Source organism: Hymenobacter oligotrophus, from assembly GCF_003574965.1.
Classification (GTDB): Bacteria; Bacteroidota; Bacteroidia; order Cytophagales; family Hymenobacteraceae; genus Solirubrum; species Solirubrum oligotrophum.
Genome location: NZ_CP032317.1, coordinates 2,109,045 through 2,134,466 on the forward strand (window position 1 = coordinate 2,109,045; position 25,422 = coordinate 2,134,466).

Sequence of the window (25,422 nt, forward strand, 5' to 3'; positions counted from 1 at the left end):
ATGGAGCTGAAAGACCTTTTTTTGACGCCGCTGTACCTAGGCATTTTGTACGGCATTGCTTTCGCTCTTCGCAAGCGTTACACCAACGCACTTACACGCCGCTACTTTATTCCGGCCCTAACGGTCAAGTTTATCGGCGCCATCGGCCTGGGCCTAATTTACCAATTTTACTACGGCGGCGGCGACACCTTCAACTACTTTTCGCACGTGAAGGTGGTGCACGAAGCCTTTGGCAATTCATTCGGTACCGGGCTTAAGCTCTTGATGGCTCAAACCCCACCCGATGGCGACATGCTGCGCTACACTATGCGCATGTACTGGTATGAAGCTCCTACCGAGTACTTCATTGTACAGATAGCCTCGGTATTTTCGTTGCTGTGCTTTAATAGCTATGCCGTTATCGCGCTTTGCTTTGCCTTCGTAAGCTTTTGCGGCATGTGGGCGATGTACGTTACCTTCCTGAGAATTTATCCGCTAGCTTACAAAAAGCTAGCTATTGCCGTGTTCTTCTTGCCGTCCGTGTTCTTCTGGGGTTCGGGCCTCATGAAAGATTCGCTGTGTATCGGCGCTCTAGGCTGGACGTTCTACGGATTCTACCACTTCTTTATTGCCAAGAAGAATCTAACCACGGCAGCTCTGCTCGGCGCCCTAGGTGCATACATCCTTATCTCTGTTAAGGTGTATATCCTGCTGTCTTTTCTGCCGGCGGCCCTTATTTGGGTGTTCACCGAAAACAACCGGCGTATTAAGTCTGCTGCATTGCGCACGTTGCTTAAACCGCTGTTTTTGGGGCTAGGCGTGGCCGCGGGTTATTTTGGGGCTACCAACCTTACCGCCGGCGATGAAAAATACGACGTAGACAAGTTAGGTGAAAGGGCTAAAATCACCCGTGATTACTTAACCACGTACGTAGCCAGCGGCTCGGTTTATAACATTGGTGAGTTCGATGGCTCGTTGGGTTCTACCCTAAAAGTAGCCCCGCAGGCCATCGTAGTATCAATATTTCGCCCTTTTCTGTTTGAAGTGCGCAACCCTGTAATGCTCCTGTCAGCATTGGAGGCGACTATGTTTATCTGGCTTACTCTTTCATTGTTCTACCGCGCGGGCTTCCTGAAAGGATTAAGCACCATCATCGGCACTCCAATTCTTTCGTTTAGCTTCTTGTTCGCGCTTGTGTTTGCCATCGGTGTAGGCATCAATAGCGGCAACTTTGGCACACTGGTGCGCTATAAAATTCCGCTAATGCCCTTTTACTTAAGCGCGCTTTATATCATGCAACACATGCAAATAGCTAAGGCTGGCTCGCGGCGTGGCACTACGCGAGCTGCTCAGCTAAACAAGGCCAGGAAATTGGGGCGGTTGGCCATTACCGAATAACGCTCTTCAATAGTGCGCCGGGCGTTCTTGCCTAGGTTGGTTCGCAGGTTGTCATCTTGCAACACCTGCAACAGAGCGGCTTCCCATTCCTGCGGGGTGGTGCATACGTACCCATTTTCGTCGTTTTGCACCACTTCGGTGTTCATGCCAACCGGCGAGACTAGGGCTGGCATACCTAGGGCCATGTACTGCAGAGCTTTGAAGGCACATTTGCCTTTTGCCCACAAATCGTCTTCCAAGGGCATAAGCCCTAGGTGAAAACCAAGCAGGTCTGCAATTTCAGTATCCTTCTGCCAGGGTTGAAAAACCAAACTGCGCAAAGGCAACTGAGGCGGCTGGTTGGAGATTACCCGAAACTCAAAATTCAGTTCCGGCCGCTGCTCCAACCGCTGTAGCACCGGCACTACTTGGTCAAGGTACTTCAATGTGGAGTGGGTGCCCGTCCACCCTATCACCACCCGGCCATCGGCAGTACGTTCGCCTTGCACCTTTATTTGATTGTGCAGGTTTTCGGTGTCGATGGTGGTAGGATTGACGATAGCGTTGGCGTTGAACTGCCGGGCATAATCGCGGAGATAAGCATTGCCACAGCTCACCTTGTAAGCCCAGCGGCAAATGCTGCCAACCTTGTGGTGCCACTTTATTCCGGCTACAATCTTGTTGGCCTCGGAGGTATTCGGAATCCAGATGGCATCGTCAAAGTCGTAGACAACACGCTTGCCTAGTACTTTCGCAATCAGCCACTCAAAAACCGGTGGCCCGATGGGCGAAGCCTCGCGGTGAATAAATACGAAATCTGCTTGGGGCACCTGCGTAAATAACGCAACAATGCGCCTCCAAAACCCGCCCAGGATACCTAGCACCTTCGCCACGGTGTGCCCCGGCTTGTACAGGATGGCCCACGTGCTATCCGAAACAAAGGATTCCAAGTGCCAAGTATGGCCTTGTGCAGTAAGGAATTCGAGGTACTGCTCGAAGCGAAATCGTTGAGACGGAGCCTTGCCGATCGGATACGGCACTAAAAACAAGATGCGCATAATATGAACTTGCCGCGCTTGCGGCTGCACTACAGCTTGCAAAGGTACGGCAAGCCTTAGGATTGTTGCTTGTAACTGCACAAGAGAGCCCTAGGTTGCTCGGCGAGTTGCAAGCAACAACACCCATTGGCAGCTAAACAGATGCTGTTGGGTTGCAAGTACCCGGCTCTTCTATCTTTGAGCCTTCTTAGGTGCTACTCCTGCGTGCAAGCAATGACAAATGAACAAGAACGTCCTTTCATCTCGGTTGTCAGCCCGGTATACCAAGCCGCTGCTGTCCTACCCGAGTTGGTAGAGCGCCTTGTAGCGGAGCTGCATCGTATTTCAAGCGAATTCGAAATCATTCTCGTGGATGATGGTAGCACCGATGCGAGTTGGGCCTGCATTGCCGAGTTGGCAACCGCAGAGCAGCGCATCCGGGGCTTGCGCCTCAGCAGGAACTTCGGTCAGCATCATGCCATTACGGCTGGACTGGACATAGCCCGGGGCACGTGGGTTGTTGTACTGGACTGTGACCTGCAAGACCGACCGGAGGAAATATCTGCGCTGTACCTAAAAGCCCAAGACGGCTACGACGTGGTACTAGCCGCGCGCCAGCACCGGCAAGATGGCTGGATGAAACGCATCAGCTCGCGCTGGTTCTACGGCGCGTTATCTTATCTAAGCGGCGTAAAACAAAACCCGGACGTTGCCAATTTTGGCATCTATCATCACCGCGTTATCGCCACGGTGCAGCAATTGCGCGAGAGTATTCGCTACTTCCCCACAATGGTGCGTTGGGCTGGCTTTCGCCAATGCACGTTGCCCGTGCAGCATCTGGAAAGCAAGCGTCCCACTACGTACAATATAGGCCGTAGGCTGCGCCTGGCTACCGACATCATGCTTGCGTACTCCGATAAACCGCTGCGTCTCACGGTTTATACCGGTTTACTGATTTCGGCTTTGGCGTTTATGCTCGGCACCGTCACGTTGATTCGGTTTGCCCTAGGTCAGATTACCGTACCCGGCTATGCCAGCTTGTTTATCCTGATGAGTTTCTTTTCAGGGTTAATCATCCTGGTGCTTGGCATCGTAGGCCTTTACGTGGGTAAAACTTTCGAAGGCGTGCGCAACCGGCCGCTGTATGTTGTAGCTGCCATCACCCCGCGTAATCCGCATGAAGCCGACGCACATACCCTTTAACAAACCTTATCTGTCGGGCCACGAGCTTCTGTACATTCAAGAGGCCATACAGGCAGGGCATTTATCCGGGAATGGGCAGTTCACTAAACGTTGTCAGCACTACTTCGAGCAAAACTACCACATCCACAAAGCGCTGCTGACCACCAGCGCCACGGCAGCCCTGGAAATGGCAGCCCTGCTCCTACGCTTGCAGCCGGGCGACGAGGTCATCATTCCGTCGTTCACGTTTACCTCCACGGCAAACGCATTTGTGCTGCGGGGTGCCCGCATCGTATTTGCCGACAGTTCACCTGAGCATCCCAACATTGATGTTTCGCAGCTCGAATCGTTGATCACGCCACGCACCCGGGCCATTGTGCCCGTTCATTACGCCGGCGTATCCTGCGACATGGGAGCCATTGTCAGTTTGGCCGAGCGCTTCAATTTGGCAGTAATTGAGGATGCCGCTCAGGCAATCGAGAGTTTTTACCAAGGAAGGCCCCTCGGTAGCCTAGGGCAGTTGGCCGCCTTCTCCTTTCACGAAACGAAAAATCTGATTGCCGGCGAAGGTGGACTGCTGGCAATCAACAACCTTGAATTTGCACCTAGGGCCGAAATCATTTGGGAAAAGGGCACTAATCGAGCAGCCTTTTTCCGAGGCGAAGCTGCTAAGTATCAGTGGGTCGACGTAGGATCGTCGTTTTTACCCTCCGAACTCAACGCTGCCTACCTATGGGCACAACTAGAGCAAAAGCAGCGTATCCTCGAGCAAAGACGCCAGCAGTGGCAACGCTACTACAAAGCCTTCGAAGAAATTGCTGCAAGAGGTTTTGTCGAGCTGCCATACATCCCAAGCTATGCCCAGCCTAACTGGCACATCTTCTACCTAGTGTGCCGCAACCTTCAGGAGCGCCAACAATTAATACAGCACCTAGCAGAACAGAATATCTTGGCTGTCTTCCATTACCAGACGCTACACGGCAGCCCGTTCTACCAACCTCATCACGACGGCCGCATCCTTCCCAACGCACACAAGTATGCTACACGCTTGGTTCGGCTGCCCCTGTACTTTGAGCTTTCGGAAGATGATCAATTGCGCGTAATTGGAGTAGTGCTCGACTACTTCACGCGCTTGCGCAAAACCTCGTCGTAAAGCTCGCCCAAACGCAAATACGTCGCTTCAGGGCTAAACTTATTCCTCACAAAAGCCCGTCCGGCTTCGGCAAATTGCTGCCGCAGGGGCAGGTCGGCAGCGAGACGAAGCATGGCACTAGCCATTGCAGGTACATCGCGGTTGGGTACTAAAAACCCAGAACGCCCGTGCTCAAATAGCTCCGCCGGTCCGCCGCAGTCAGAGGCAATTAGTGGAGTGCCGAAAAACAGCGCATCCAGGCAAGTAAGGGAAAAGGACTCTGACTCTGAGAAGTTGAGCACGATGTCGGCTTGCTTGATTACGGCTTCCACATCGGCCTCAAAGCCTCCAAACGTTACCACTTCGCCTAATCCGGCATCTGCCACAGCGGCTGCAAGCTGCGCTTTAAAATCGCGGTTCTTTTCCAGGCCCATATCGCCTCCCATAAAGCGGAGCCGCAGCCTTGAGTCTTGAGCATAAGCAGCCTTGAATGCTTCTAGGGCAAAGTTCTGGCCTTTCCCGGGTATGTAATTGCTTAGGTACAGCATCCGCACAGTGCCATCGGCCCTAGGTGCTAAGTTGGCGGGCGGGTATTTCTCCTGTTCAGGTATTGGGTCGGCAATTACCCGCACGCGCGGCAACGGACTAAAATATCCGTAAACAGCCTGCGATACACACACAACCCGCTGTGCTACATGCTCGGCCAGCCAACGCCAGGTACGCGCCAAAGGCTGCACTTGCGTTTGCGGCAAAAAGCGCACGTGCGTAATCAACGGTAGCGCCGTTAAAGCCCGCGCGACCACGCCCGTGAGGTTATAGAAGTCATTCATGTGCAGCGCACTGGCCTCTTCGCGGCGGGCAATTCGCGCCAAGCGCCAGCCGTTCAGCAGCAACATAAACGGATACAGCACTAAGTTGCGCACCCGCTTGCTTATCTCAACGAAAGGCACTTGGTACACTTTGTAGCCTGCGGCCTCAAGCAAAGCAACGCCCTTGCTGCCACTGGGCAGAACGTACACAAACTCAAAGCGCGGCCGCAAACGGTCTGTAGCGCTCCGCATAGCATTTAAAGCGCCTGTCACGGCCGTCGAGTTGTCCGCAATCAGGATGACCGGCTTTTCAAAACCTAAGTGAGCAGCGTTCGCAACAAGCTCTTCCATTGATCAAAAATACGGTCGCGCGTAAAATCCTGCATGCGGTGTTGAGCAGCCACAGCCAATTGCGTGCGCTTATCGGAATTGTTTAGCAGCTCTGCTAATGTCTCTACCCAAACTTTTTGGTCGTCTGATACGGATTCGGGTTGGTTAAGCAACGGCAACAATACTCCGGTATTGGTCCACTCTGCCATCCGGATGCTTCCTACTGGCACATCTGAATCAGGAGCAAGGATTTCGCGTGGACCGGTGGGGCAATCGGCGGCGGCCACCACGGTACCGCATATCATGGCCTCCCCCATAGCCATCGGAAAGCCTTCGTTGCGCGATGGAAGTACAAACACGCTTGAGCGCGCTACGAACTTGTATGGGTTGGTTTGAAAACCAGCAAATAATACATCTGCCTCAAAGGCTTCCTCCGGAGCTTGCTCGGGCACGTGGGTTCGCAACCCCAACTCGGTACTGCGAGCCAGTAAGGCATCGTACATTTCCCCATGCCCTACAAGCAATAATTTACAGCGGGCAACTTTCTGGCGCAGCTGCGCAAAAATCTCGAGCAGCGGAAGCAGATTCTTCTCAGGAGCAAACCTGCCTGCAGTAACCAGCACAGGAAAAGCATCCAGCATCCGTGCGTAGGGCTCTTGCAGCGGTTCTTGTGCGCGCTCCTGCACGCCCTCCACATCAAAGAAATTATTAATGACGCTTACCTTGGCCCTAGGCAGCCCCAATTGTTGCACCAGCTCCTCGCGTATGCCCCGGCTGACGGTTACGATGTGGTTAGCTCTACGATACAAAAGCGGAATCAGCACATAACGACGTATCCACCCTACAATCCCGCGGATGTTTTGATCGTGCATTTTGGACCCATGGATGCACAAAATACGCTTCTCACCCGCGCCACTAAGCACGTTGGCGTAATCTGCCCCTTCTAGGTGGCTGATGGAAACGGCTATCCGCTGGCGGCGCTTGATATCGCGCAGTTTGCTACAACGGGCCGCGAAGTTGCGCAACTTTTGAACGCTACTTCCCCCGCCAGCTACGTCCAAGCTCACTAATTGGTTGGTGGTATGGTAATCGTGAGCTTGGTCAAGGTTGAACACGCATTCGGTTACCTCAAACGGCTCAGCCAAGGCTTGCGCTTGGTCGCGAAACACGCGTTGCGCTCCTCCCAGACCCAGGTTGGGAATGAGCAGTAAAATCCGGGGTTTGGACGACGTTGCAGCCAATAGACTAAAGCAAGTGTTTGACGGAAGCGAGGAAACGACGACGCCATAGCACGGTGGGATCAGCCTGAAGGGCCTTCCACAAATAGCGCAAGGTTTCTTTCTTCCGATTTTTGGCCAATGCCAAAATCAACGTGATGAACGTGTAACGATTGGCAACAAAGTACTGCACGTGCTGGGGGTAGCGTTGGCGAAACGCCGGATTGTTACGCATCAGCTGCGCAAACAATTCATCGCGCGCCTTTACCGCATCCGGTGCTATGGTATTGAGACTACGGCCTTCGTGCTCGCGCAAACAAAATGTTTTGGCCGGAATGCTGTGGAAGCGGTACTTGCTAGCCAAACGAAGCCACAGCTCCCAATCTTCGGCCGATGCCAAGGCTCGGTCCTCCACAAACGGATTGTTCAATGCCACGTCTCGTCGCACGAACACGGTGTTGCACGCCAGAAAATTGTTGTGAATTAGCGCCTCATTGGTACTCGCCCTGAAATCGCATACTTCCTGCACCAACCGGTCGTGCTCGTCAAGAATTTCGTAGCCCGTATGCACAAGCTCTACCGGTCCGTTTGCATCCAGATAATCTTTAACTACCCGTAGGTGGTTGGGATACATTTCGTCGTCCGAGTCGAAGAAATTGATGTACTGCCCCCCTGCCTGCCGGGCACCAAAGTTACGGGCTGCACCTCTCTCGCCGTTGGTTTTACCAAACGGACGGATTCGAGGATCGGTGGCAGCAAGCTCGTGCATAACCGCCAGTGTAGTATCGCGGCTACCGTCGTCGACCAGAATTAATTCAAAGTCCTGGTAATCTTGGCGCAGGATGGCCTGCACAACTTTCGGAAGAATGTCGGCGCGGTTGTAGCACGGGACTACAATAGAAAAAAATGGGCTCATGCGGCAGATACTACAACGGGCGACCTAGCAATAAACGGCTGTATTGGCGGGCCAAGTGCCGGTTGGTTTCGGCACCGCCTCGTGCGGTTAGCAGGTTCAGCATCTTCACTAAGTAATACGATTTGGCACCCCACCAACCGTACGCTTGACGCATAAATGCATCTTCGTTCCGCAGAATCATACCCAGCTGATTCAGCTTTTTTTCCTTGCGGGTGCTCTGCGAGAAATGGTGCAGAATATGTGCTTCGGGCACGTACTTAATATCGTAGCCAAGCTTGCGAATGGCATAACTCCATTGCAGATCTTCGGCATACATAAAGAAGTCGTCGGGCAATTTTTGCCCCGGCAACTTAGTCAGTACTTCACGTTTAAAGTGAAAATATGTGCCCCATACCCAATCGGGGTAAAGCGGCTTGTCGTGAGCGAAAAATCCACCCTGCAGGATTTCGCCTCGTCGGGCGGGGCTTAGTAATTTTTGAACGCGCAGCAACTCCAGTAACTGCAACCCCGCCGACGGAAAGCGGCCGCATTGGTACTGCAACTTGCCGTCCGGGAACTCGAGCCGCCCAGTGACCACGCCTACTTTGGGCTCGGCTTGCAATGCCCGATAGGTTAAGCTCAGGGCGTCGTTTAAACAGGCCGCGTCGCTGTTGAACAGCAAGATGGTTTCACCCGTTGCGTGCTGAATACCTAGGTTGTTACCTTTTGCAAAGCCCGAATTGTCGGGGTTACGAACGAGTTTGATCGTTGGGAAGCGTTGGGTAAACAAGCCTGGATCGCATTCTGATGATGCATTATCTACTAAGATAATTTCGTGAGTAACTCCTTGTGTATAGCGTTGAATGGATTCAATAGCTTCGCTGGTAAGCTTAAAAGTATTGTAGTTGATGATTATAACAGAAACTTGAACCATGAGCAGAGAAACTACGAAGTCAGTTCGCGAAAAAGTTTTTCGTATGCTGTTGCGCACTGCTCCATGTTGAAGCGCGCACGGATACGAGCGGAATTACGAGCGTGTTCATCCCGAAGGTCTTTGTTGATCGCGTAGGCATGCATAGCGTGCACCAATGCCTTCATGTTAGGTGTGCCATTAGGCTCTATCGGTACCAGCAACCCACCGGGTGCTAGGTCGATAGGCTCAATAAGTTCAGGAATTCCTCCTAAAGAGCTTGCAATTACAGGCACCTGATGTTCAAAAAATTCAATAATGGAAAGGGGTAACCCTTCCGAAAAGCACGATGGCATTAACCCAACGTCGCAAAGAGGCATGTACTGGTGTGGGTTGTCAACATTGCCTAGAAATACAATGTCCGACTGATCGGCAGACGTTTGTTGACGCAATTCTTGTATCACGGGCCCATCGCCCATGCACAGCAGCGTAAATGGTTGATCGGGCAGTAATTGCTTCAGATGCTGGTAAGCGGCGTAGGCATAGCGCCACCCTTTTTGTTCGGTACCGCGCCCAATCATTCCAAAAACCAAACTTTCGTTTTGAATGCTGAAGGTAGAACGATCTATTGCTTGAGTAGGAAGCGTACCAGCTGTACTTGCGACTCCGTTGTAAATGGTAGTGATGGGAGTAGTAAGCGGTAAGCGCGTATTTGTTCGCGATGCGTTCAAGCTATTGAATTCGGCTTGATAGTCAGTAGCTAAGATATGAGCTCCCAACTGACGCAGCTCTGATGGGTTTTCTTCTGCAACCTCGCCGCGTAATAGCCGCGCCGAATACTCAGATACTGCTACTATGCTTTGTCCCATGTTGGCGTAGGGCACAAAGGACCAGTCGCCCATCTTAATTAGCATGGAGTATCCTCCGTGATCCGTCACTGCGATGGGCACCGACGACCATTGCCTTAGCTTCACCAGCCGAGACTTTTCGACCAACACCTCATGCCCATGCACAATATCGATGCGATGATGCCAGATTGTGTAGAAGAGCAGCAGGGTCTTACACCATTCGTGGAAAGACCAATTTACCCCGAGCTTCTTCACCAAAGCGTTTATCTTCCAGCATATCTTATTGATAAGCGGAAATCTGTCCATGGCTACAACCTGCACCCGGGGGCTTAAATATTGCTCCACCATGCCAGCATCCACTAGTTGTTCGCCTTGGTTGTAAAGAAACACATGGTGCCCTTGCGCAGCCATAGCAGAAGCCAGGGATAGCGCCAGTACGTGCGACCCGGCTTTTTCTAAGCACAGGGTCGATACGAGGATTCTCATCGGCCCCTGATTACGCATGCTGAATTTTGTGTTGATTGAATACTTGTTCGTAATGGTTGGCGCATGTAACCATTCCTAATCGAGCTCCTACCCGACGGGCATTCTGCGAATGTTTCTCGTAAAGTTGCGTATCGAGGTAGTAGCGCTGTACCGCTGCATGCAAGTCTTCTACCCGGGGTTGACCAAGCGTTAGGTCCAATTCAATCAACTGACCGGCAGTTTCGAAGGAAGTAAGCAGTTCCGGCACACCCCCCACCCGAGTAGCCACCGTGGGTACGCCAAAGGCCATGTACTCGATAATAACCAATGGCAGCGCCTCAGCGGGAAAATACGTGGGCAACAGCCCTACGTCGAAGCCCGCTACATAAAAATCCGGATTAGGAACTCGTCCCGTAAATATTATATCTGCCTCGCCGGCATATTGCTGCTGTAGGTTTTTGAGATAGTCGCTTCCACCCACCAGCACAAGTCGCAGCGGACGATGCTGCGGTTGCTGACGCAGCATCCGGAAGGCATCAATAGCTTGTTGCCAGCCTTTGTCGGCCCGTCCGCGAGCCACCATTCCTACTACAAAAGCATCAGCTGGCAGCCCCATGTGCTGCCGCATGCCGGCGCGAGTGTGGCTAGCGTTGGTTACCACCCCGTTGTAAATAGTATGTACTGGTGGCAGGCTTGGGAAAACTTGCTGCAGATTATTTCGGCAATAATCCGACACTGTAATAATCTGCCTGGCAGCCTTAAGCGTGGACTCGAAGTCTCGCCTGCCTTCCAACAAAAACTGAGTGTACTCACCGTGCTCGGTAATGTACAAAGGAATACCGGCGGCAGTGGTTACGCTAGCGCACAACCGATCTGAATACGTAGCGTGGCTACTCACTAAGTCGATCTGATAGCGGCGTAAGCATTCAGCCAAGTAGGCCTGTTGTTGCTTTTCGTAAAAAGTAGCTGCAAGACCGAGCCGGCGCTGCACAGCGTTTACCTTATAGGCCCAAAAGCTCCGCCGAGGACGGTCCTGCATCGAAAGCACTGTCACTTGGGGCGGCAACAATCGCTTTACCAAGTCATGGTCTATAAGTTCAGCGCGCTGATTAAACACAAATAACTCGTGCCCTCGACGCGCTAACTCGGAGGCAAGGTTCATGGCCAGAACTTCCCCGCCTCCTACCTGCAAAGACCAGGTTGAAATCAGTATTCGCATAAGTGCTAGGCGTTACGGAAACGGCGCATAAACCAATACAGCCCGTTTACGATGAAGAATTGGTAACTCTTCCACCGTGCCATCCTAGCTATCAATCCTTTCACTCCAATCCAGAAATTGCCTTGGTACAGGTGCAAAAAATCGTCCTTAGCCAGCAATGCTAGCAGGTCGTGGGTATTGGCAATACGGATATCCTTATTATTTGTCACAGCTGGCAGCGTATTTACTTTCAACCGCATCAAAATCCGGGCTTGTAGCATCCGATTGGACTCGTTGATCATGCTAATAGGGTGGGCTCGTACCAATGCAGCCACTTCATTGGAGTCATCGTAAGTGAACCGCCCTCCCTCAGCAGCGCAGCGAATCCAGTAATGCCAATCTTCGCAAGCTCTTAATTCCTCGTCAAAGTCACCTACACGCTTTATTAATTCCCTGCGTAACATAGGGGCATTCACCACCATTATGTTCTCGCGAATCAGCTCCTTCAGCACCTCTACCCCTTTGCCAGAAACGCACGGCATCCAAGGTTGATTCTGCATGTCAACAGAGCAGCTGAAAACACCAAACTGACCATGTACGAAATAGCGCACCTTTCCGTACACGACATCCACGTCCGGGTGAGCCTCGAGGAAAGCTACATTCAACTCCAGCTTGCACTTTGACAACAAATCGTCAGCATCTAATAGCTGCACATACTTGCCTTGTACCGCCCTCAGCCCCGTATTGCGGGCACTTGAAAGTCCCGCGTTGTCTTGATAAATATACCGAACCCTGTTATCGGTTTTGCAAAGCGCGGCGCTCACTTCGCGGGTATTATCCTTCGATCCGTCGTCTACGATGATGCACTCCCAGTTGACGTAACTCTGCTGTTGCAGGCTAGCCACCGTTTCAGGCAGAAAATGTGCGTAGTTGTAACACGGTACTATGACGGAAACCAGAGGCAGTGTGGATGTGGACATGCGAACCACAGTGTAAGCAGAAATGGCGGCAGCTTAGCGGGCCTAAACGTGTTTGGCAATCAGTTCCTCATACGAGTACACAGCCGCAATTTGGCCGTTCTTCAACTCGTAGATACGGTCACACTGACGCAGCGTTGTAATGCGGTGAGCAATGATCAGAATGGTTATATCCGTACCAGATAGCTTATTAATTGCCTCGTTTACTTCGCGCTCGGTTTGGTTATCTAGGGCACTGGTGGCTTCGTCCATTACAAGCACTTGGGTACGCTTATAAAGGGCACGGGCAATACCAATACGCTGCCGTTGGCCTCCGGAAAGCCGGGCGCCTCGCTCTCCAGAAACAGTGTCTACCCCGTTGGGCAGTGTGCGGACAAAATCAGCCAAAGAAGCTTGTTCCAAGGCATATTGCAGGCGTTGCTCGTCTGGCTGCTCCTCGCCCAAGGTTATGTTATCGCGAATAGAGGCTTCCATTAAGAAGGTATCCTGCTTTACATACCCCACTAGTTGGTGCCAAGCAGAGGTATATTCTGGGGTCAGAGTCACCCCGTCAACTTTAATTTGGCCCTGTTGCTGCTCATAAAAGCGCAGCAACAAGTTCATTAGGGTAGTCTTGCCTGATCCCGAACTGCCAATGAATCCGATCTTCTCGCCTTTGCGCACACTGAAGCTCACATCGTTCAGTACTGGATGGTCGCCGCCAGGAAAGGCAAAACTCACACGGTCGAAATCTATTTGCCGCTCGAAATTTAAATTCGGTTGTTGCTTCACGTGATGAGACTGCCATTCACGCTCTCGGAACAATGCCAACGACTCAAACGTGTAAATGTGCTGCTTAATGGTAACCAGCGACGTCAAGATTCGATTGACAGAAGGCATGAGGCGGTATGCCGCTGCCGCAAATAAACCAACTATAGTCACCAAGCTAGTTGTGTCCTTGGCAAACAGCAACGAATACAGGAATATGGTGACTACAGCCAAAATCGCAACCATCTCAATGATGCGCAAGGGCAGCAAATTGTAGAGATAGGACTTCGCTTCGAGCCCCTGCAGATAGCCTTGGTTTTCGTATACCCGATTGCGGAAACGCGACAATTTATTGGCCAGCTTCAACTCCACAAAGCCTGCGAAGGTATCGATAACCATGCCATAGGCTTTGGGCCTGTTGGCATCAATTTGCTGTCCTACTTGCTGTGATCGGTTCTTCAGAGCTCTGTAGGTAAGCAACGTGGTGGGCACTAACGTGACTAGCAGAATGACAAACAGAGCAGGCTGGTACAGAAGTATACCCAGTACAACTACAAAAACAATTATAATCTCAGATAGAAAAATAAATAACTGCCGAATTACTCCATTTAGATAAGAGTTAGGCATTACCAGGGCGTCATTTACCATGCGCGCCGTGCCCATTTCCTGAAATTTCCAGAAAGGAAGTCCCGTGTATTTCTGAAATTGATTATCTACGATTTTGAGAGCCACGTAGGCCGTGAACCGTACTTGTTTGTAGTTAATCCAGCTGGTAAAGACGTTTTTAACGAGAAAGAATACAAAAATGGCTATAATTAAAAAAATCAAAAACGACTTTTCTGATTCAAAATTCATTTGATTGTAGAGCCACGCCGACCAGCGCGTTTTCTCTACTGAGCCCGGGGCCGAGGCCAACATAACCACCGGCACCAAGGAGGCAAGACCAAACACATCCAACAAGGATGCGATGATCAGGAACAAGAACATGATGGCTGCCTGACGCTTGTCAGCAGGCGCCAGATAATACAACAGGCTCCGCAGAGCCTGTCCAATTACATTTTCTTTGAACATGTATTCTTAGTGTCCACTATTGCTAACACTCTGTGCGAATACCCCTTGCATTGAGGCAAATAGCATTCGAAGCCACAAAGGTAGCGAACCCTAGTCAAACCGTAGTGCGTTGTTTAGCCGCGAGCCCTGCGCAGCCGATCGAACACAGAATAAGGCAACCCAACAGCAGACATACAGTACAACAGGCCTAGCGACGGTACCTTATAATACTTCCAAGCCTCCTTTAAGTATTTCGTAGCAGATTTGGCTCCTTTCCTATATAATAGCTCGGCTTGTTCGCGTATGTGCCTATAGATAATCGCGTCTCCTTCCGGACTAAAGCCAAGATGTTTCTTTAACAACAAAATTGTAGATTCATAAAATTTATGTGAACGAGTGTTCCACATTGATGTGCTCACTATTCTGTATTTAGAAGGGATATAATTAGAGAAAAACACTTTATAATTGCGCGATAATCGGAGCCACATATCCCAGTCCTCATAGAACAAGTTTTCATCAAAACCTCCTAATTTCTTAAGCGCCTCGGTTCTAACCATGGTGCTTATTCCAGGTATGAAGTTTTTATTTAACAAAGAAATAAAAACATCGCCATAAGTTTTAACAAAATCAGGATCACGACTATTCATCAATGTATCAGATTTTAGCTGACTATCTTCGTCAATTATATAAACGTCTCCATACAACAAAGCATATTCGTCGCTCAAATTTTCAAATTCTGCAACTTGCTCCTCTATCTTACGCGGCATAAATACGTCATCAGAAGCAATTATTGACATATATTTTCCGCGCGAGTTTAATAACATGTCATTAGCAACTCTACACACACCCTCGTTTACGTTGTGTTTAATAAATTTAAATTTTATACTATTATTCAATAACCATGCATCAATTATCTCAACTGAATTGTCTTTCGAACAGTCATCGACAACAATTAATTCGATATTATTATACGTTTGAGCTTTAATACTTTCAAGCGCCTCCACTACAAACCTAGCATTGTTGTATGAGGACATGCAAACACTTACTAATGGCGTATCAGAGTTTATCATGACTGTTTTTTAAAGACTCACAATTTCAGGGTCCAACTTCTTGATTAGCCTTGCAGGATTTCCTCCCACAACAGAAAAGTCATCAAAGCAATTGTTTACAAAGCTATTGGCAGCAACAACACAAAATTTACCTAAAATTACCCCTGGCATAATCACTGCATTTGCTCCAATCCATGAATGATCACCAATCTTCACGTTTTTTTTAACAATAGGAAAATATTTCTGCATCAATGGGCTTGCATTAGGACCTGAGCTACTCATAATATTTACATGTTGCGCTATACTTACAAAATTTCCTATCTCAATTGCGGCCGCATAACCTTGAATAAATGAATGAGGCCCTATGTAAGTACTTTCCCCTACATGCAATATAAATTCAGCCGAACCAAATACACTACAACCTTTTGCTATTTTAACATTATTGCCAATTTTAATATTATTAATTGAACTCGAAGGATCAACAACAACACCAGCCCCCAAATTAATATTTTCGGTCAGCATTTTATTTGCAATAAATAAATTGACGTATGCACTCGTAGAAGTAGGCGAAATCCACCTCATTCAATTTTTGATGAAGAGGTATAAAAAAAGCTTTCTCACCATAAAAAACACTACACTGAATGCCCTTTTTCCAAAGATAGGACTTCAGCGCTTGTAAATCTACCTCGCATTCTACCTTGAACATGTACACTCCAGGAACTTCTCCTGATTTCAATTCGAATCTAGGCGACAAAGCAAGCGGCGCTAGTTTATCAGACAACAACTTATAGTTATATAAACGCTTTTCTGATATAGAGTTGATTTCTTTAAGATAAAACGACATTACTTTCTGAATATATAATTTACTATCTTCAGTAATTAAATTATAATTAAGCTCATATTTATTATTAGCAACAACAATACCACCGAATTGAATAGAAAAAAACTTTGCAAAGCTATAAATAACAAAATCACCCACCTGACTAATTTCACCGAAGCTATTAGTAGAATTAAACGCATAGCAGCAATCCTCTATTATTGGAACTCCATATTTCTTCAGACGAGCAAGATTTGGAAATGGAATGCCAAATTCATGGTTTACAAATATAGCTTTCGTGTTAACCTCAATTTTCATTGACCACTGACACACCTTCTCTATCTCCCTAGTAACACATCCACTTATATAAGTATTACCGGTACTTGTGAGGATAGTAATACAATCGTCAGGTTTTAATTTAAGCAATTTAAGTACCTCTGATATACCATGTGAGCCACTAGCGGTGTATTGCCATGTTTTGCCCGCAAAACGTTGATCAAAGTAATCATCAATGTCAGTGGCGTGCTTTAAGCTATGATGCACAGCTAAATCATAAGCAGTGAAAGAGTTTATCCTATAATCAGGCAGCAGATCATCGTGGCTATTGAATACAAAGCCATTTGACACTGATGGGTACACTGTATTACAATTGTTTTTCATAGATGTGCATGAGTTCAATAACTGACCCAAAATCTTCCTTTTGCGAGAGCAAGCCGTAATTTATTTCGCTGTTTACTGTAGAGATACCAAATGAGAATTTACGAATACCTTTTTTCTGAGCATACATCGCAGCAGTAACAACCATCGCATCGATTGCACGTATTTCCCTGCCTTCTTCATTTGCATGCGTATACTGACTATGTACAAAGCCCTTGGATTCATCCATGAATAACAAGGTACCTCCAACTATCTTGTCTCCTACGGACGCAGTAAAAAGAATAATGTTATTAGGATTAGACTGGTGTAGCAATAACAGTTCTTCTGCAGTATGAACTGGTCTTACCCCGTGCGTCTTCATGAGGCTACTGGCCATGATAGCCCAGAAATCATGGAAATTAACACTTTGTTCAATGCGTAAACCGCTCGCGTCAGCCTTTTTTAGATTTTTCTTTCTAGCCCTAGTGAGGCTCAAGGCTTTAGTTAAGTCAATTACGGAATTAATCTCCTGTGAAATAATTGAAAACCCATATTTGTAAAAATAAAACTCATGCGCTTCCGAGTATTCAGAAGAAAAAACGCGCGAAACTGGTTTTACGATCAATTTTGTAAAACCGTCGTGTTTAAGCTGCATTAGTATTAAATTATAAATCTTTTCAAACTTATAATATTTTAAACCCGATTTGTGGACCAACCCACCATACGTTAGCCCTGGATGAGCTACAACAACGCTCTTGTCGGTGGTCGTTCTTGCTGATCCTGCCACAAATAAAGCCACAAGGGAACCTTCATCCCAAATCAAGTATGAATGGTCTTCAAATCGGTCTTTATGGTAGTCCATATATGACCGTTTAAATAAAAAAGTCCCATTAGCGCTTTTACCCACAAATTCATTCCATACGTCTATGTCCTGAGGGGTGTACTTGCGAATGGAGTAAATAGTGGTTTCAACGACTTCTTTCATACTAAATGATTTATTTTTAATTGCTGAAACGACTCATAGCTTCGAATGTAGTCATCCTCAGTATATTCGGCTGATGCCAAACATAGCAATACAGCATTGTGCGAGAACTTTATGGTACGCCAAAATAGTTTTGGAATATACAGCCCTACATTCGGCTCATCAAGTGTAAATTCGTGAACAGTATTATCTAGGCCTTCTAGTGTGAATACAATTTTACCGCTGGTAGCAAAAATAATTTGCTCCAAATCGTGATGAGCATGATGCCCCCGTACTACAGAGTCAGGCGTAAAATAAGTCCAATAAACCCGCTTGATCTCGAAGGGCAACTCGCTATTCTGCACCACTGAGATGTATCCCAGCATTGAAGAGCCAATCTTGGAAAATTCAATCAGAAAAGGGTCGGCCATACAGCAGTATTGTCTTAAGAAGTAGATGAGCGTGATGGCTACTTAATTTCAGCTACCAAATGCTTGAGCTTACGTGATTATTTTGCTTGGTTTAAATCAAGCCTGAAGTCACATGAAGTTGATAGGCTCGTGCTCGCGTAAAAATACTAAAACCTATTATAGTACTGCTGGCAGAAATCACGACCTGCTCCATCTGCACACCGCAACATAGGCTTTCCTGGGGATGAACAGTATTCTTACCTTGAGAAGCACACAGTACCATATTTTAGGAGTTGCGTCAACAAATTGCTCAAGGCAAACACGGGTTTGTGGTCATTTTTTGCTCTGCAAAGAAATTCGTTTAAGCATCTAATCGAAGGCCTAAGCCTCTTCCGCTTCACCGGCCAGCTGTGGCGTGGCGTAATGATTTTAGGGCAAGTACCTAAGCGGCGACATAGGCACGCCTACCGTGCGTAATAGAGCTTAGCCACGTTCCGCTCGAAAAGTTGTCAGCTAAGGCACTCACAGGTTTGGGCAGTTAGCCAGCCTATCGAGAGTTAGGCCCGCCGGATGGCTTGCGCCACCTCGGCTACTTGATCTTCCGTCATGCCTGGCCACAAAGGCAGACTCAAGGAGGTTCGGGCTAGTTTTTCAGCTATGGGCAACGAACCGGCTCCGAACTGCATCGGAGCATATGCCTGCTGCAGATGCGGAGGTACTGGGTAATGAATCATGGTGCCGATGCCTTGTTCTGTCAGGCGCCGCTGCAAAGCATCGCGTTCGTGGGTGCTCACTACGTACAGGTGATACACGTGGGTAGCCCCCGGAGCGGTTTGGGGTAACACCAAGCCTGCAATGCCGGCTAGGTGTTGGTTGTACCAAGCAGCTACCTGTTGGCGCTGGCCCGTCCAAACCGCCAAGGATTGCAATTTTACTCGCAGCACAGCAGCCTGTAGCTCGTCGAGGCGCGAGTTATAGCCCACGACTTCGTTGTAATACTTTTGTTGCGAACCGTAGTTGCGCAGCACGCGCACACGCTGGTCAAGTGCCGCGTCGTCAGTCGTTATAGCGCCGGCATCCCCAAGGGCGCCGAGATTTTTGCCGGGGTAAAAACTGGTGGCATTGATGTGGCCGAACGAACCCGTGAGTTGCCCGCCGAAGCTGGCGCCCTGGGCCTGCGCATTGTCTTCGACTACGGAGAGACCATACTGCAGTGCCACCGTCATAATTTCCTTCATGCGGCAGGCTTGGCCATAGAGGTGTACCGGCATAATGGCTCGCGTGCGGGAAGTGATGGCCGCTGCTAACTGCGCCGGGTCGAGGTTGCTCGTGTCGGGGTCGGGCTCCACAGGCACGGGGGTAGCACCTACCTGCGTAACAGCCAGCCAAGTGGCAATGTAAGTATTGGATGGTACGATTACCTCGTCACCCTCACCCACACCCAGAGCCCGTAAGGCCAGCACCAGCGCATCTAGTCCGTTGGCCACGCCTACAGCATGCTGCGTGCCGGAAAAGGCTGCGTACTCGGCCTCAAAGTGCTTTACTTCTTCACCCAATACATACCATTGCGAATCGTAAACACGGGCCATGGCGGCCAGTACCTGTTCGCGAATTGGCTCGTGCTGTGCTTGAAATGAGAGAAAAGGAATTGCCATTGAATCCATGTATGAGAGGAAAATGGTGCGGTAGGAGTTAACGCGATTGCCTGAACGCCGCCTAACTGCGGTCATGTGCCCACATGCCAGACTGTGCAAGCAGTACGTGAGTCCGCAAAGATAGCAGTACCGGCAGAAGCAGCATTTTTGGCTTTGGTCTGGCTTTACTGATCAGAGCCACTCAATCACTGCTTTATGACAAAACGCCCCGCGAACCGGGTGTCGCAGGGCGTTATAAATGCTGGTGCTCAATGGCGAAATTCTCAGAGGGCCGTCCGCCAAACCTGCCGAAACTCATCCCGACTTCGGATGTAGTCTTTTTCGTCGTACGGATGCGAGGCAAATGCCAACTGAACAGCACAATCGGAGTATTGCATAGTGTGCCACACGTGTGGCGGCACGTACAATCCTACCGATGGGTCTTCCAACCGAAAAAATTGAATGTCGCCGCGTACGTTTTCGGTGGTGACAATAATGCGACCCGCAGCAGCAACCAGCACCTGCTCGGTGCGGTAATGCGCGTGGCGGCCACGCACAATATATTCAGGTGTTTTGTAGGTCCAGAATGTTCGCTTGACCTCAAACGGAATGTACTGCAGCTGCTCAGCCACGGAAATGTAGCCGAAGGCTTCATCGCCTAGCTTGGGAAAGCTAATGAGATACGGCTCCGGCACTACCTCTTATTTTACGCGCTCTTGGAAATACTCCAACGTGCGACGAAGCCCCTCGGCCCGGTCTACTTTTGGTTCCCAACCCAGCACCTCTTTAGCCTTACTGATATCGGGGCGACGCTTCATGGGGTCGTTTTCGGGCAAGGGTTTGTAGTCGGGTTTGAACTCCACACCGGTGAGGCGGGCAATTTCCTCCCCAAACTCCTTGATAGTTATCTCCGACGGGTTGCCAATGTTTACGGGCAAGTGATAGTCGCTGAGCAACAGGCGGTAGATGCCTTCAATCAGGTCATCGACGTAGCAGAAGGAACGAGTTTGCGAACCGTCGCCGAATACTGTCAGGTTTTCGCCGCGCAGGGCTTGAGACAGGAAGGCAGGCAGCACACGGCCGTCGTTAAGGCGCATGCGCGGGCCATAAGTATTGAAGATGCGCACGATACGCGTCTCCAAGCCGTGGTGATTGTGGTAAGCCATGGTAATGGCTTCCTGGAAGCGCTTGGCCTCATCGTAGCAGCCGCGAGGCCCCACTGGGTTTACGTTGCCGAAATATTCTTCCACCTGAGGGTGAATTTCCGGGTCTCCGTACACCTCCGAAGTGCTGGCAATCAGCATGCGTGCGCCTTTCACGCGGGCCAAGCCCAGCAGGTTGTGGGTACCTAAAGAACCAACTTTTAGGGTTTGGATAGGAATCTTGAGGTAATCGATAGGGGAAGCCGGCGAGGCGAAGTGTAGAATGTAATCTAGTTTGCCGGGCACAAACACAAACTTCGACACATCGTGATGGTGAAACTCGAAGTCCTTTTTGCCGAACAAGTGTTGAATATTTTCCAAGTCGCCCGTCACGAGGTTATCCATGGCAATTACATGGTAACCCTCGGCCAAGAACCTGTCGCAGAGGTGGGAGCCCAAAAAGCCTGCACCACCCGTAATTAGTACGCGTTTCTTTTCCATCTAGAGGTTATGCGGTTTGGTGGGAAGCAGGTTCGCGATGTTTCGTACGAATGCCAATGCAGTGATAAGCAAAACCCGCTTTTTCCATTTCGTCGGCATCGTAAATGTTGCGTCCGTCGAATACCACACGCTGTTTTAACAATCGACCCATTACCTCGAAGTTAGGCGAGCGAAACTCCGGCCATTCAGTTACCACTAGCAACGCATCGGCGTCGATTAAGGCCGAGAGTTGGTCTTTGGCGTAGGTGATACGCTCACCGAGGCTATGCTGCGCCTCCTTCATCGCAACGGGGTCGTAAGCAGTTACAGTGCAACCTGCGTCGAGCAGTTTGTCAATAATCACCAACGAGGGGGCTTCGCGCATGTCATCGGTTTTGGGCTTAAATGAAAGCCCCCACACCGCAATGTGCTTGCCAGCTAGGTCGCTGCCGAAATGCTGTTGCACTTTGCTGAACAGCACCGATTTCTGGTTTTCGTTAACGCTTTCAACGGCTTTCAACACCTGCATCTGGTAGCCGTTTTCGGCAGCCGTTTTGATGAGGGCCTTCACGTCTTTGGGGAAACACGAGCCGCCGTAGCCAATACCGGGGTAAATGAACTTGTTGCCGATGCGCGCATCGGAGCCAATACCTAGGCGCACCTTGTTTACATCGGCACCCATGATTTCGCATAGGTTGGCAATGTCGTTCATGAACGAAATCTTCGTAGCCAACATAGAGTTGGCAGCGTATTTCGTCATCTCGGCCGACGGAATATCCATGAAGATAATGGGATGACCGTTTAGCAGAAATGGCTTATAAAGGCGGCGCATTACTTCTTCGGCGCGTTCCGAAGCTACTCCTACAACAATGCGGTCAGGCTTCAAGAAGTCATCAATTGCAGCGCCTTCCTTTAGGAACTCGGGGTTCGAAGCGACATCAAAATCGATGTCGGCGCCGCGCTTGGCTAAAGCATCTTCTATTTCCTTACGCACTTTGGCCGCGGTGCCTACCGGCACTGTGCTCTTCGTGACGATTACGCCATAACTGTTCATGTTCTCGCCAATGCCGCGAGCTACAGCCAACACGTACTTCAAATCGGCAGATCCATCTTCGCCGGGAGGTGTACCTACGGCGATAAACGCTACATCGGCATCTCGAATACTTTCGGCCAACGAAGTTGAAAAATGCAGACGACCGGCCGCTACGTTGCGAGTTACCATTTCTTCGAGCCCGGGCTCGTAGATAGGTAGGATGCCTTGCTTGAGGTTATCGATTTTACGTTGATCGATGTCGATGCACGTAACATCAATGCCGACCTCGGCAAAGCAAGTGCCGGTGACCAAGCCTACATAGCCTGTGCCTACTACTGCAATTTTCATAAGAGAATGGAAATAATTGCTTTCAGAGCTTAGGATTGGGAAGCGGAGGTAGCCAAGGAAGTGCGTGCTTCAGCGGCAGCGCCGGGCATCATGTACCGCTTCCACCAGTGCTGGAACACGATGAGCGCCCAAATACGAGCGTGCACGTCGCCAGGGTTACGTGAGAACAGCTGTTGCTTGAGTTCACGCACGGAGTCGACTGAGAACAAGCCTTGCGCTTCAATGAACTCATCTTTGAGCAAGTCGTCTTCGATGAGCGGACGCAACTCGTTGCGGAACCACTTGAGCAGCGGCACCTCGAAGCCGTGCTTGGGGCGTTTGTACAGCTCTTCGGGCAGCATCGGTCGGAAGGCATCCTGCACGATCTTCTTCTTCATCCTCGCGTCGATTTTGCTTTCGACGGGCAACGAGAAAGCGAAGTTGACCACTTTGTAGTCGAGGAACGGACTGCGCACCTCCAGCGAGTTGGCCATGCTCATCAGGTCGACCTTGGTGTTCATATCGTACGGCAGCACCAACTTCATATCGGTGAGCAGCACTTCGTTCAGGTCGCCGTCGGCGTGGATGTGCTCCAGGATGTCGCGGCGGCGTTTGTCGGCTAGTTTTTTGCTGACTTTGCGGCGCGAATCGGGGCTGAGCAAATTGCGAGCATCTTTTTCGCTCACAAAGGTGGCCCAATCCCAATACCGATCCTTCGGGCCGGCTAGCATGCCCCGCGAGAAGCGCTGGAACTGCCGCACCTTGTTGCCTAGGTATGAATTGCGCGACTTCGGCAAGACATCCCACAGCAGGTTGAGCCCGGTTACGGCTTCGGCCTTCCAGTCGGGATTGCGCACCTGCCACTCGCCCATGTGCTTGTTGTAGCCGGCGAACATTTCGTCGGCGCCGTCGCCGGAAAGCGCTACGGTTACTTTTTCGCGGGTGCGCTGGCTCAAGATAGAAACAGCCAGTGCCGACGAATCGGCAAAGGGTTCGTCGATGTAATCAAGCACGTGGTAAAGGTGCTCGTACATGTCGTTGTTGGTGAGCGAGAAGACCGTATGATTGGTCTTGTGCATTTTGGCCACGAGGTTGGCGTACTTCGTTTCGTCGAAGAACGGCTCGTCGGCAAAGCCTACGCTAAAGGTGTTGAGGTGGGGCGTATGTTTGGCTGCCAGCGCAGTAACCACCGACGAATCGATGCCGCCGCTCAAGAATGCCCCCAGAGGCACATCGGCCACAAGGCGGCGCGCAACAGCCGCATCAAGCAGCTCTACCAATTTGGCTTGCTGCTGCTCGTAGCTGAGGCGGTTTTTGGCTACCTTTTTAGGGTCGTACGGAATTTTGTACCAGCGCTTGCGCACCACCTTGCCATCGGGGCGGATGAACATGTAGTGGCCAGGCAACAGCTTTTTTACACCCTTGAAGATGGTGGCCGGGCCCGGAATGTAGTTCAGCTGCAGGTAGTGCGAGAGGGCCACGTAGTCGAGCTTGCGTGGCACACCTAGGGCCAGCAGCGACTTCATTTCGGAGGCGAACATCAGCTTGTCCTCGTCGCGGTACACGAGCAGGGGCTTCACCCCCATCCGGTCGCGGGCAATGAACAGGGTGTTCTCCTCTTTGTCGTAGATGGCCAGGCCGAAAAAGCCGTTCAGTTTCTTCAGAAAGCCCCGGCCTTCGGTGATGTACAGCTTCAGGATTACCTCCGTGTCGGTGTGCGACTTGAAGGTGTAGCCCTTGCGCTGCAGCTTGGCACGTAGCTCGCGGAAATTGAAAATCTCTCCGTTGAAGACAATGGTATAGCGACCCGATTCGTCCGTCATCGGCTGGTTGCCGCACGGCGAAAGGTCGAGAATAGCGAGGCGGCGGAAACCCAGCCCCACGGCATCGTACACGTAGTGGCCCTGCGAATCGGGGCCGCGGCTCACGATGGCATCGGTAGCGGCCTGCAGGCCAGCCAGCGACGACCGACCGGAGTCAGTAAAGGCGAAAAGTCCGGTTATTCCACACATATCTGGTAGGCAAAGGTACGAAGCTTCAGGATTTGAGGCTTGCTTTTACGACAACCAGGCCAATGCAACCAAAGCCAAGCAGTGGCAGTACATCCGAAGGCCGCAAGTTTTTGAGGCGGCGTACCAACTGCCAAACACCGCGACCCATGAATCTGCAAAATCAAATGGACCTGCAGCAGCAGTTCGAAGCTGCCGTTTCCCAAGTGAATAATTTGCCCGGCGACCAAGCCGCGGCCCATATGACGGAGCTGTACGGCTTGTATAAGCAAGCCACCGAGGGCGACCACGACACCGAGAAGGATGTGGTAGGCGACGACACCCCCGCCAACCCCGACGGACCTAAGGGCATGTCGCAGGGACAGTGGGAAGCCTGGAGCAAGTTTAAGGGCATGAGCGAAGACGAGGCCAAGCGCCAGTACGTGCAGCGCGTGCAGGAAATTGCCGGCCCCGCTGCCGAAGCAGCCACGACTATTACCGGCATTGGGCAACCTGCCACCGCCTCGCAGCTTGACGCCGGCAGCCGACCCGCTACCAACCCCAACGAAGCCAACGCCCCCGGCACCGCCAAAGCGCCTTTTGAGAACGAAGGCGGCGTATCGACTGGCGGTTTACGCGGCGACATCAACGACGGCGCCCCGTACGGCGGCGAAGACCGATTGAAAACGCAGCAGTAATAAGCTAATGGTTTGCCCGCTGGCAACCAACCCTAGGTGCCAAAACCAACAGGCCGCTCCCGTACCCGGAAGCGGCCTGTTGGTTTTGGCACCT

23 protein-coding genes are annotated in these 25,422 nt (G+C 50.5%); 4 read left to right on the forward strand and 19 right to left on the reverse strand.

Going from position 1 to position 25,422, the window contains the following annotated elements; all coding sequences use genetic code 11:
• A complete protein-coding gene (locus D3Y59_RS09050; protein WP_119444760.1) occupies positions 1-1,377 on the forward strand; it encodes a hypothetical protein in 1,377 nt (458 codons plus the stop codon).
• Here D3Y59_RS09050 and D3Y59_RS09055 read toward each other — a convergent pair.
• On the reverse strand, positions 1,329-2,306 hold the full coding sequence (locus tag D3Y59_RS09055; RefSeq protein ID WP_240410317.1) for a glycosyltransferase: 978 nt from the start codon (positions 2,304-2,306) through the stop codon (positions 1,329-1,331). The two genes, D3Y59_RS09050 and D3Y59_RS09055, sit on opposite strands and share 49 nt — an antisense overlap.
• A 321-nt stretch (positions 2,307-2,627) precedes the next feature.
• Between D3Y59_RS09055 and D3Y59_RS09060 the strand changes: the two genes are divergently transcribed.
• Together D3Y59_RS09060 and rffA are read left to right on the forward strand one after the other, a co-directional pair.
• Complete coding sequence (locus D3Y59_RS09060; protein ID WP_119444761.1) at positions 2,628-3,596, forward strand: glycosyltransferase family 2 protein; 969 nt, start codon at positions 2,628-2,630, stop codon at positions 3,594-3,596.
• Complete coding sequence (gene rffA, locus D3Y59_RS09065) at positions 3,571-4,728, forward strand: dTDP-4-amino-4,6-dideoxygalactose transaminase (protein WP_119444762.1); 1,158 nt, start codon at positions 3,571-3,573, stop codon at positions 4,726-4,728. Before D3Y59_RS09060 ends, rffA begins: the two co-directional genes overlap by 26 nt.
• Here the strand turns inward: rffA and D3Y59_RS09070 are convergent.
• The 18 genes from D3Y59_RS09070 to asnB form a co-directional block, all read right to left on the reverse strand.
• The gene (locus tag D3Y59_RS09070; RefSeq protein WP_162910657.1) at positions 4,695-5,768 is read right to left on the reverse strand and encodes a glycosyltransferase family 4 protein; all 1,074 of its coding nucleotides are present in this window, start codon (positions 5,766-5,768) and stop codon (positions 4,695-4,697) included. The two genes, rffA and D3Y59_RS09070, sit on opposite strands and share 34 nt — an antisense overlap.
• A gap of 65 nt (positions 5,769-5,833) precedes the next feature.
• On the reverse strand, positions 5,834-7,087 hold the full coding sequence (locus D3Y59_RS09075) for a glycosyltransferase (RefSeq protein WP_119444764.1): 1,254 nt from the start codon (positions 7,085-7,087) through the stop codon (positions 5,834-5,836).
• A 4-nt stretch (positions 7,088-7,091) separates the two neighbouring features.
• The gene (locus tag D3Y59_RS09080) at positions 7,092-7,979 is read right to left on the reverse strand and encodes a glycosyltransferase family 2 protein (RefSeq protein ID WP_119444765.1); all 888 of its coding nucleotides are present in this window, start codon (positions 7,977-7,979) and stop codon (positions 7,092-7,094) included.
• 10 nt (positions 7,980-7,989) lie between these two features.
• Positions 7,990-8,892, reverse strand: coding sequence for a glycosyltransferase family 2 protein (locus D3Y59_RS09085; RefSeq protein ID WP_119444766.1), 903 nt, complete (start codon positions 8,890-8,892; stop codon positions 7,990-7,992).
• An 11-nt stretch (positions 8,893-8,903) separates the two neighbouring features.
• Positions 8,904-10,220, reverse strand: coding sequence for a glycosyltransferase family 4 protein (locus D3Y59_RS09090; protein WP_119444767.1), 1,317 nt, complete (start codon positions 10,218-10,220; stop codon positions 8,904-8,906).
• A complete protein-coding gene (locus tag D3Y59_RS09095; RefSeq protein WP_119444768.1) occupies positions 10,213-11,400 on the reverse strand; it encodes a glycosyltransferase family 4 protein in 1,188 nt (395 codons plus the stop codon). The genes D3Y59_RS09090 and D3Y59_RS09095 overlap by 8 nt, the downstream gene beginning before the upstream one ends.
• Before the next feature lie 5 nt (positions 11,401-11,405).
• On the reverse strand, positions 11,406-12,359 hold the full coding sequence (locus tag D3Y59_RS09100) for a glycosyltransferase family 2 protein (RefSeq protein WP_119444769.1): 954 nt from the start codon (positions 12,357-12,359) through the stop codon (positions 11,406-11,408).
• A 42-nt stretch (positions 12,360-12,401) separates the two neighbouring features.
• On the reverse strand, positions 12,402-14,174 hold the full coding sequence (locus D3Y59_RS09105) for an ABC transporter ATP-binding protein (RefSeq protein ID WP_119444770.1): 1,773 nt from the start codon (positions 14,172-14,174) through the stop codon (positions 12,402-12,404).
• 113 nt (positions 14,175-14,287) lie between these two features.
• A complete protein-coding gene (locus D3Y59_RS09110) occupies positions 14,288-15,187 on the reverse strand; it encodes a glycosyltransferase (protein WP_162910659.1) in 900 nt (299 codons plus the stop codon).
• A 45-nt stretch (positions 15,188-15,232) separates the two neighbouring features.
• On the reverse strand, positions 15,233-15,724 hold the full coding sequence (locus D3Y59_RS09115; RefSeq protein ID WP_119444772.1) for an acyltransferase: 492 nt from the start codon (positions 15,722-15,724) through the stop codon (positions 15,233-15,235).
• A gap of 1 nt (position 15,725) precedes the next feature.
• Positions 15,726-16,679: a DegT/DnrJ/EryC1/StrS family aminotransferase gene (locus D3Y59_RS09120; RefSeq protein WP_119444773.1), complete on the reverse strand. Its 954-nt coding sequence runs from the start codon at positions 16,677-16,679 to the stop codon at positions 15,726-15,728.
• Positions 16,663-17,640 carry a GNAT family N-acetyltransferase gene (locus D3Y59_RS09125; RefSeq protein ID WP_119444774.1) on the reverse strand — a complete coding sequence of 326 codons (978 nt, stop codon included), beginning with the start codon at positions 17,638-17,640 and terminating at the stop codon, positions 16,663-16,665. The genes D3Y59_RS09120 and D3Y59_RS09125 overlap by 17 nt, the downstream gene beginning before the upstream one ends.
• A complete protein-coding gene (locus D3Y59_RS09130; protein ID WP_119444775.1) occupies positions 17,637-18,047 on the reverse strand; it encodes a sugar 3,4-ketoisomerase in 411 nt (136 codons plus the stop codon). Before D3Y59_RS09130 ends, D3Y59_RS09125 begins: the two co-directional genes overlap by 4 nt.
• 536 nt (positions 18,048-18,583) lie before the next feature.
• Entirely contained in the window at positions 18,584-19,690 is a 1,107-nt protein-coding gene (locus tag D3Y59_RS09135) for a DegT/DnrJ/EryC1/StrS family aminotransferase (protein WP_317127391.1), read from the reverse strand.
• A 254-nt stretch (positions 19,691-19,944) separates the two neighbouring features.
• Positions 19,945-20,355 (reverse strand): sugar 3,4-ketoisomerase, encoded by a 411-nt coding sequence (locus tag D3Y59_RS09140; RefSeq protein WP_119444777.1) that lies wholly within the window; start codon positions 20,353-20,355, stop codon positions 19,945-19,947.
• A 6-nt stretch (positions 20,356-20,361) separates the two neighbouring features.
• Positions 20,362-21,303, reverse strand: a complete 942-nt coding sequence (locus tag D3Y59_RS09145; protein WP_119444778.1) for a UDP-glucuronic acid decarboxylase family protein — start codon at positions 21,301-21,303, stop codon at positions 20,362-20,364.
• Positions 21,304-21,310: 7 nt separating this feature from the next.
• Positions 21,311-22,663 carry a UDP-glucose dehydrogenase family protein gene (locus D3Y59_RS09150; RefSeq protein ID WP_119444779.1) on the reverse strand — a complete coding sequence of 451 codons (1,353 nt, stop codon included), beginning with the start codon at positions 22,661-22,663 and terminating at the stop codon, positions 21,311-21,313.
• Between the two features lie 29 nt (positions 22,664-22,692).
• Positions 22,693-24,654, reverse strand: coding sequence for an asparagine synthase (glutamine-hydrolyzing) (gene asnB, locus D3Y59_RS09155; protein WP_119444780.1), 1,962 nt, complete (start codon positions 24,652-24,654; stop codon positions 22,693-22,695).
• A 146-nt stretch (positions 24,655-24,800) separates the two neighbouring features.
• Between asnB and D3Y59_RS09160 the strand changes: the two genes are divergently transcribed.
• Positions 24,801-25,328 (forward strand): acyl-CoA-binding protein, encoded by a 528-nt coding sequence (locus D3Y59_RS09160; RefSeq protein ID WP_162910660.1) that lies wholly within the window; start codon positions 24,801-24,803, stop codon positions 25,326-25,328.
• Positions 25,329-25,422: the final 94 nt, after the last annotated feature.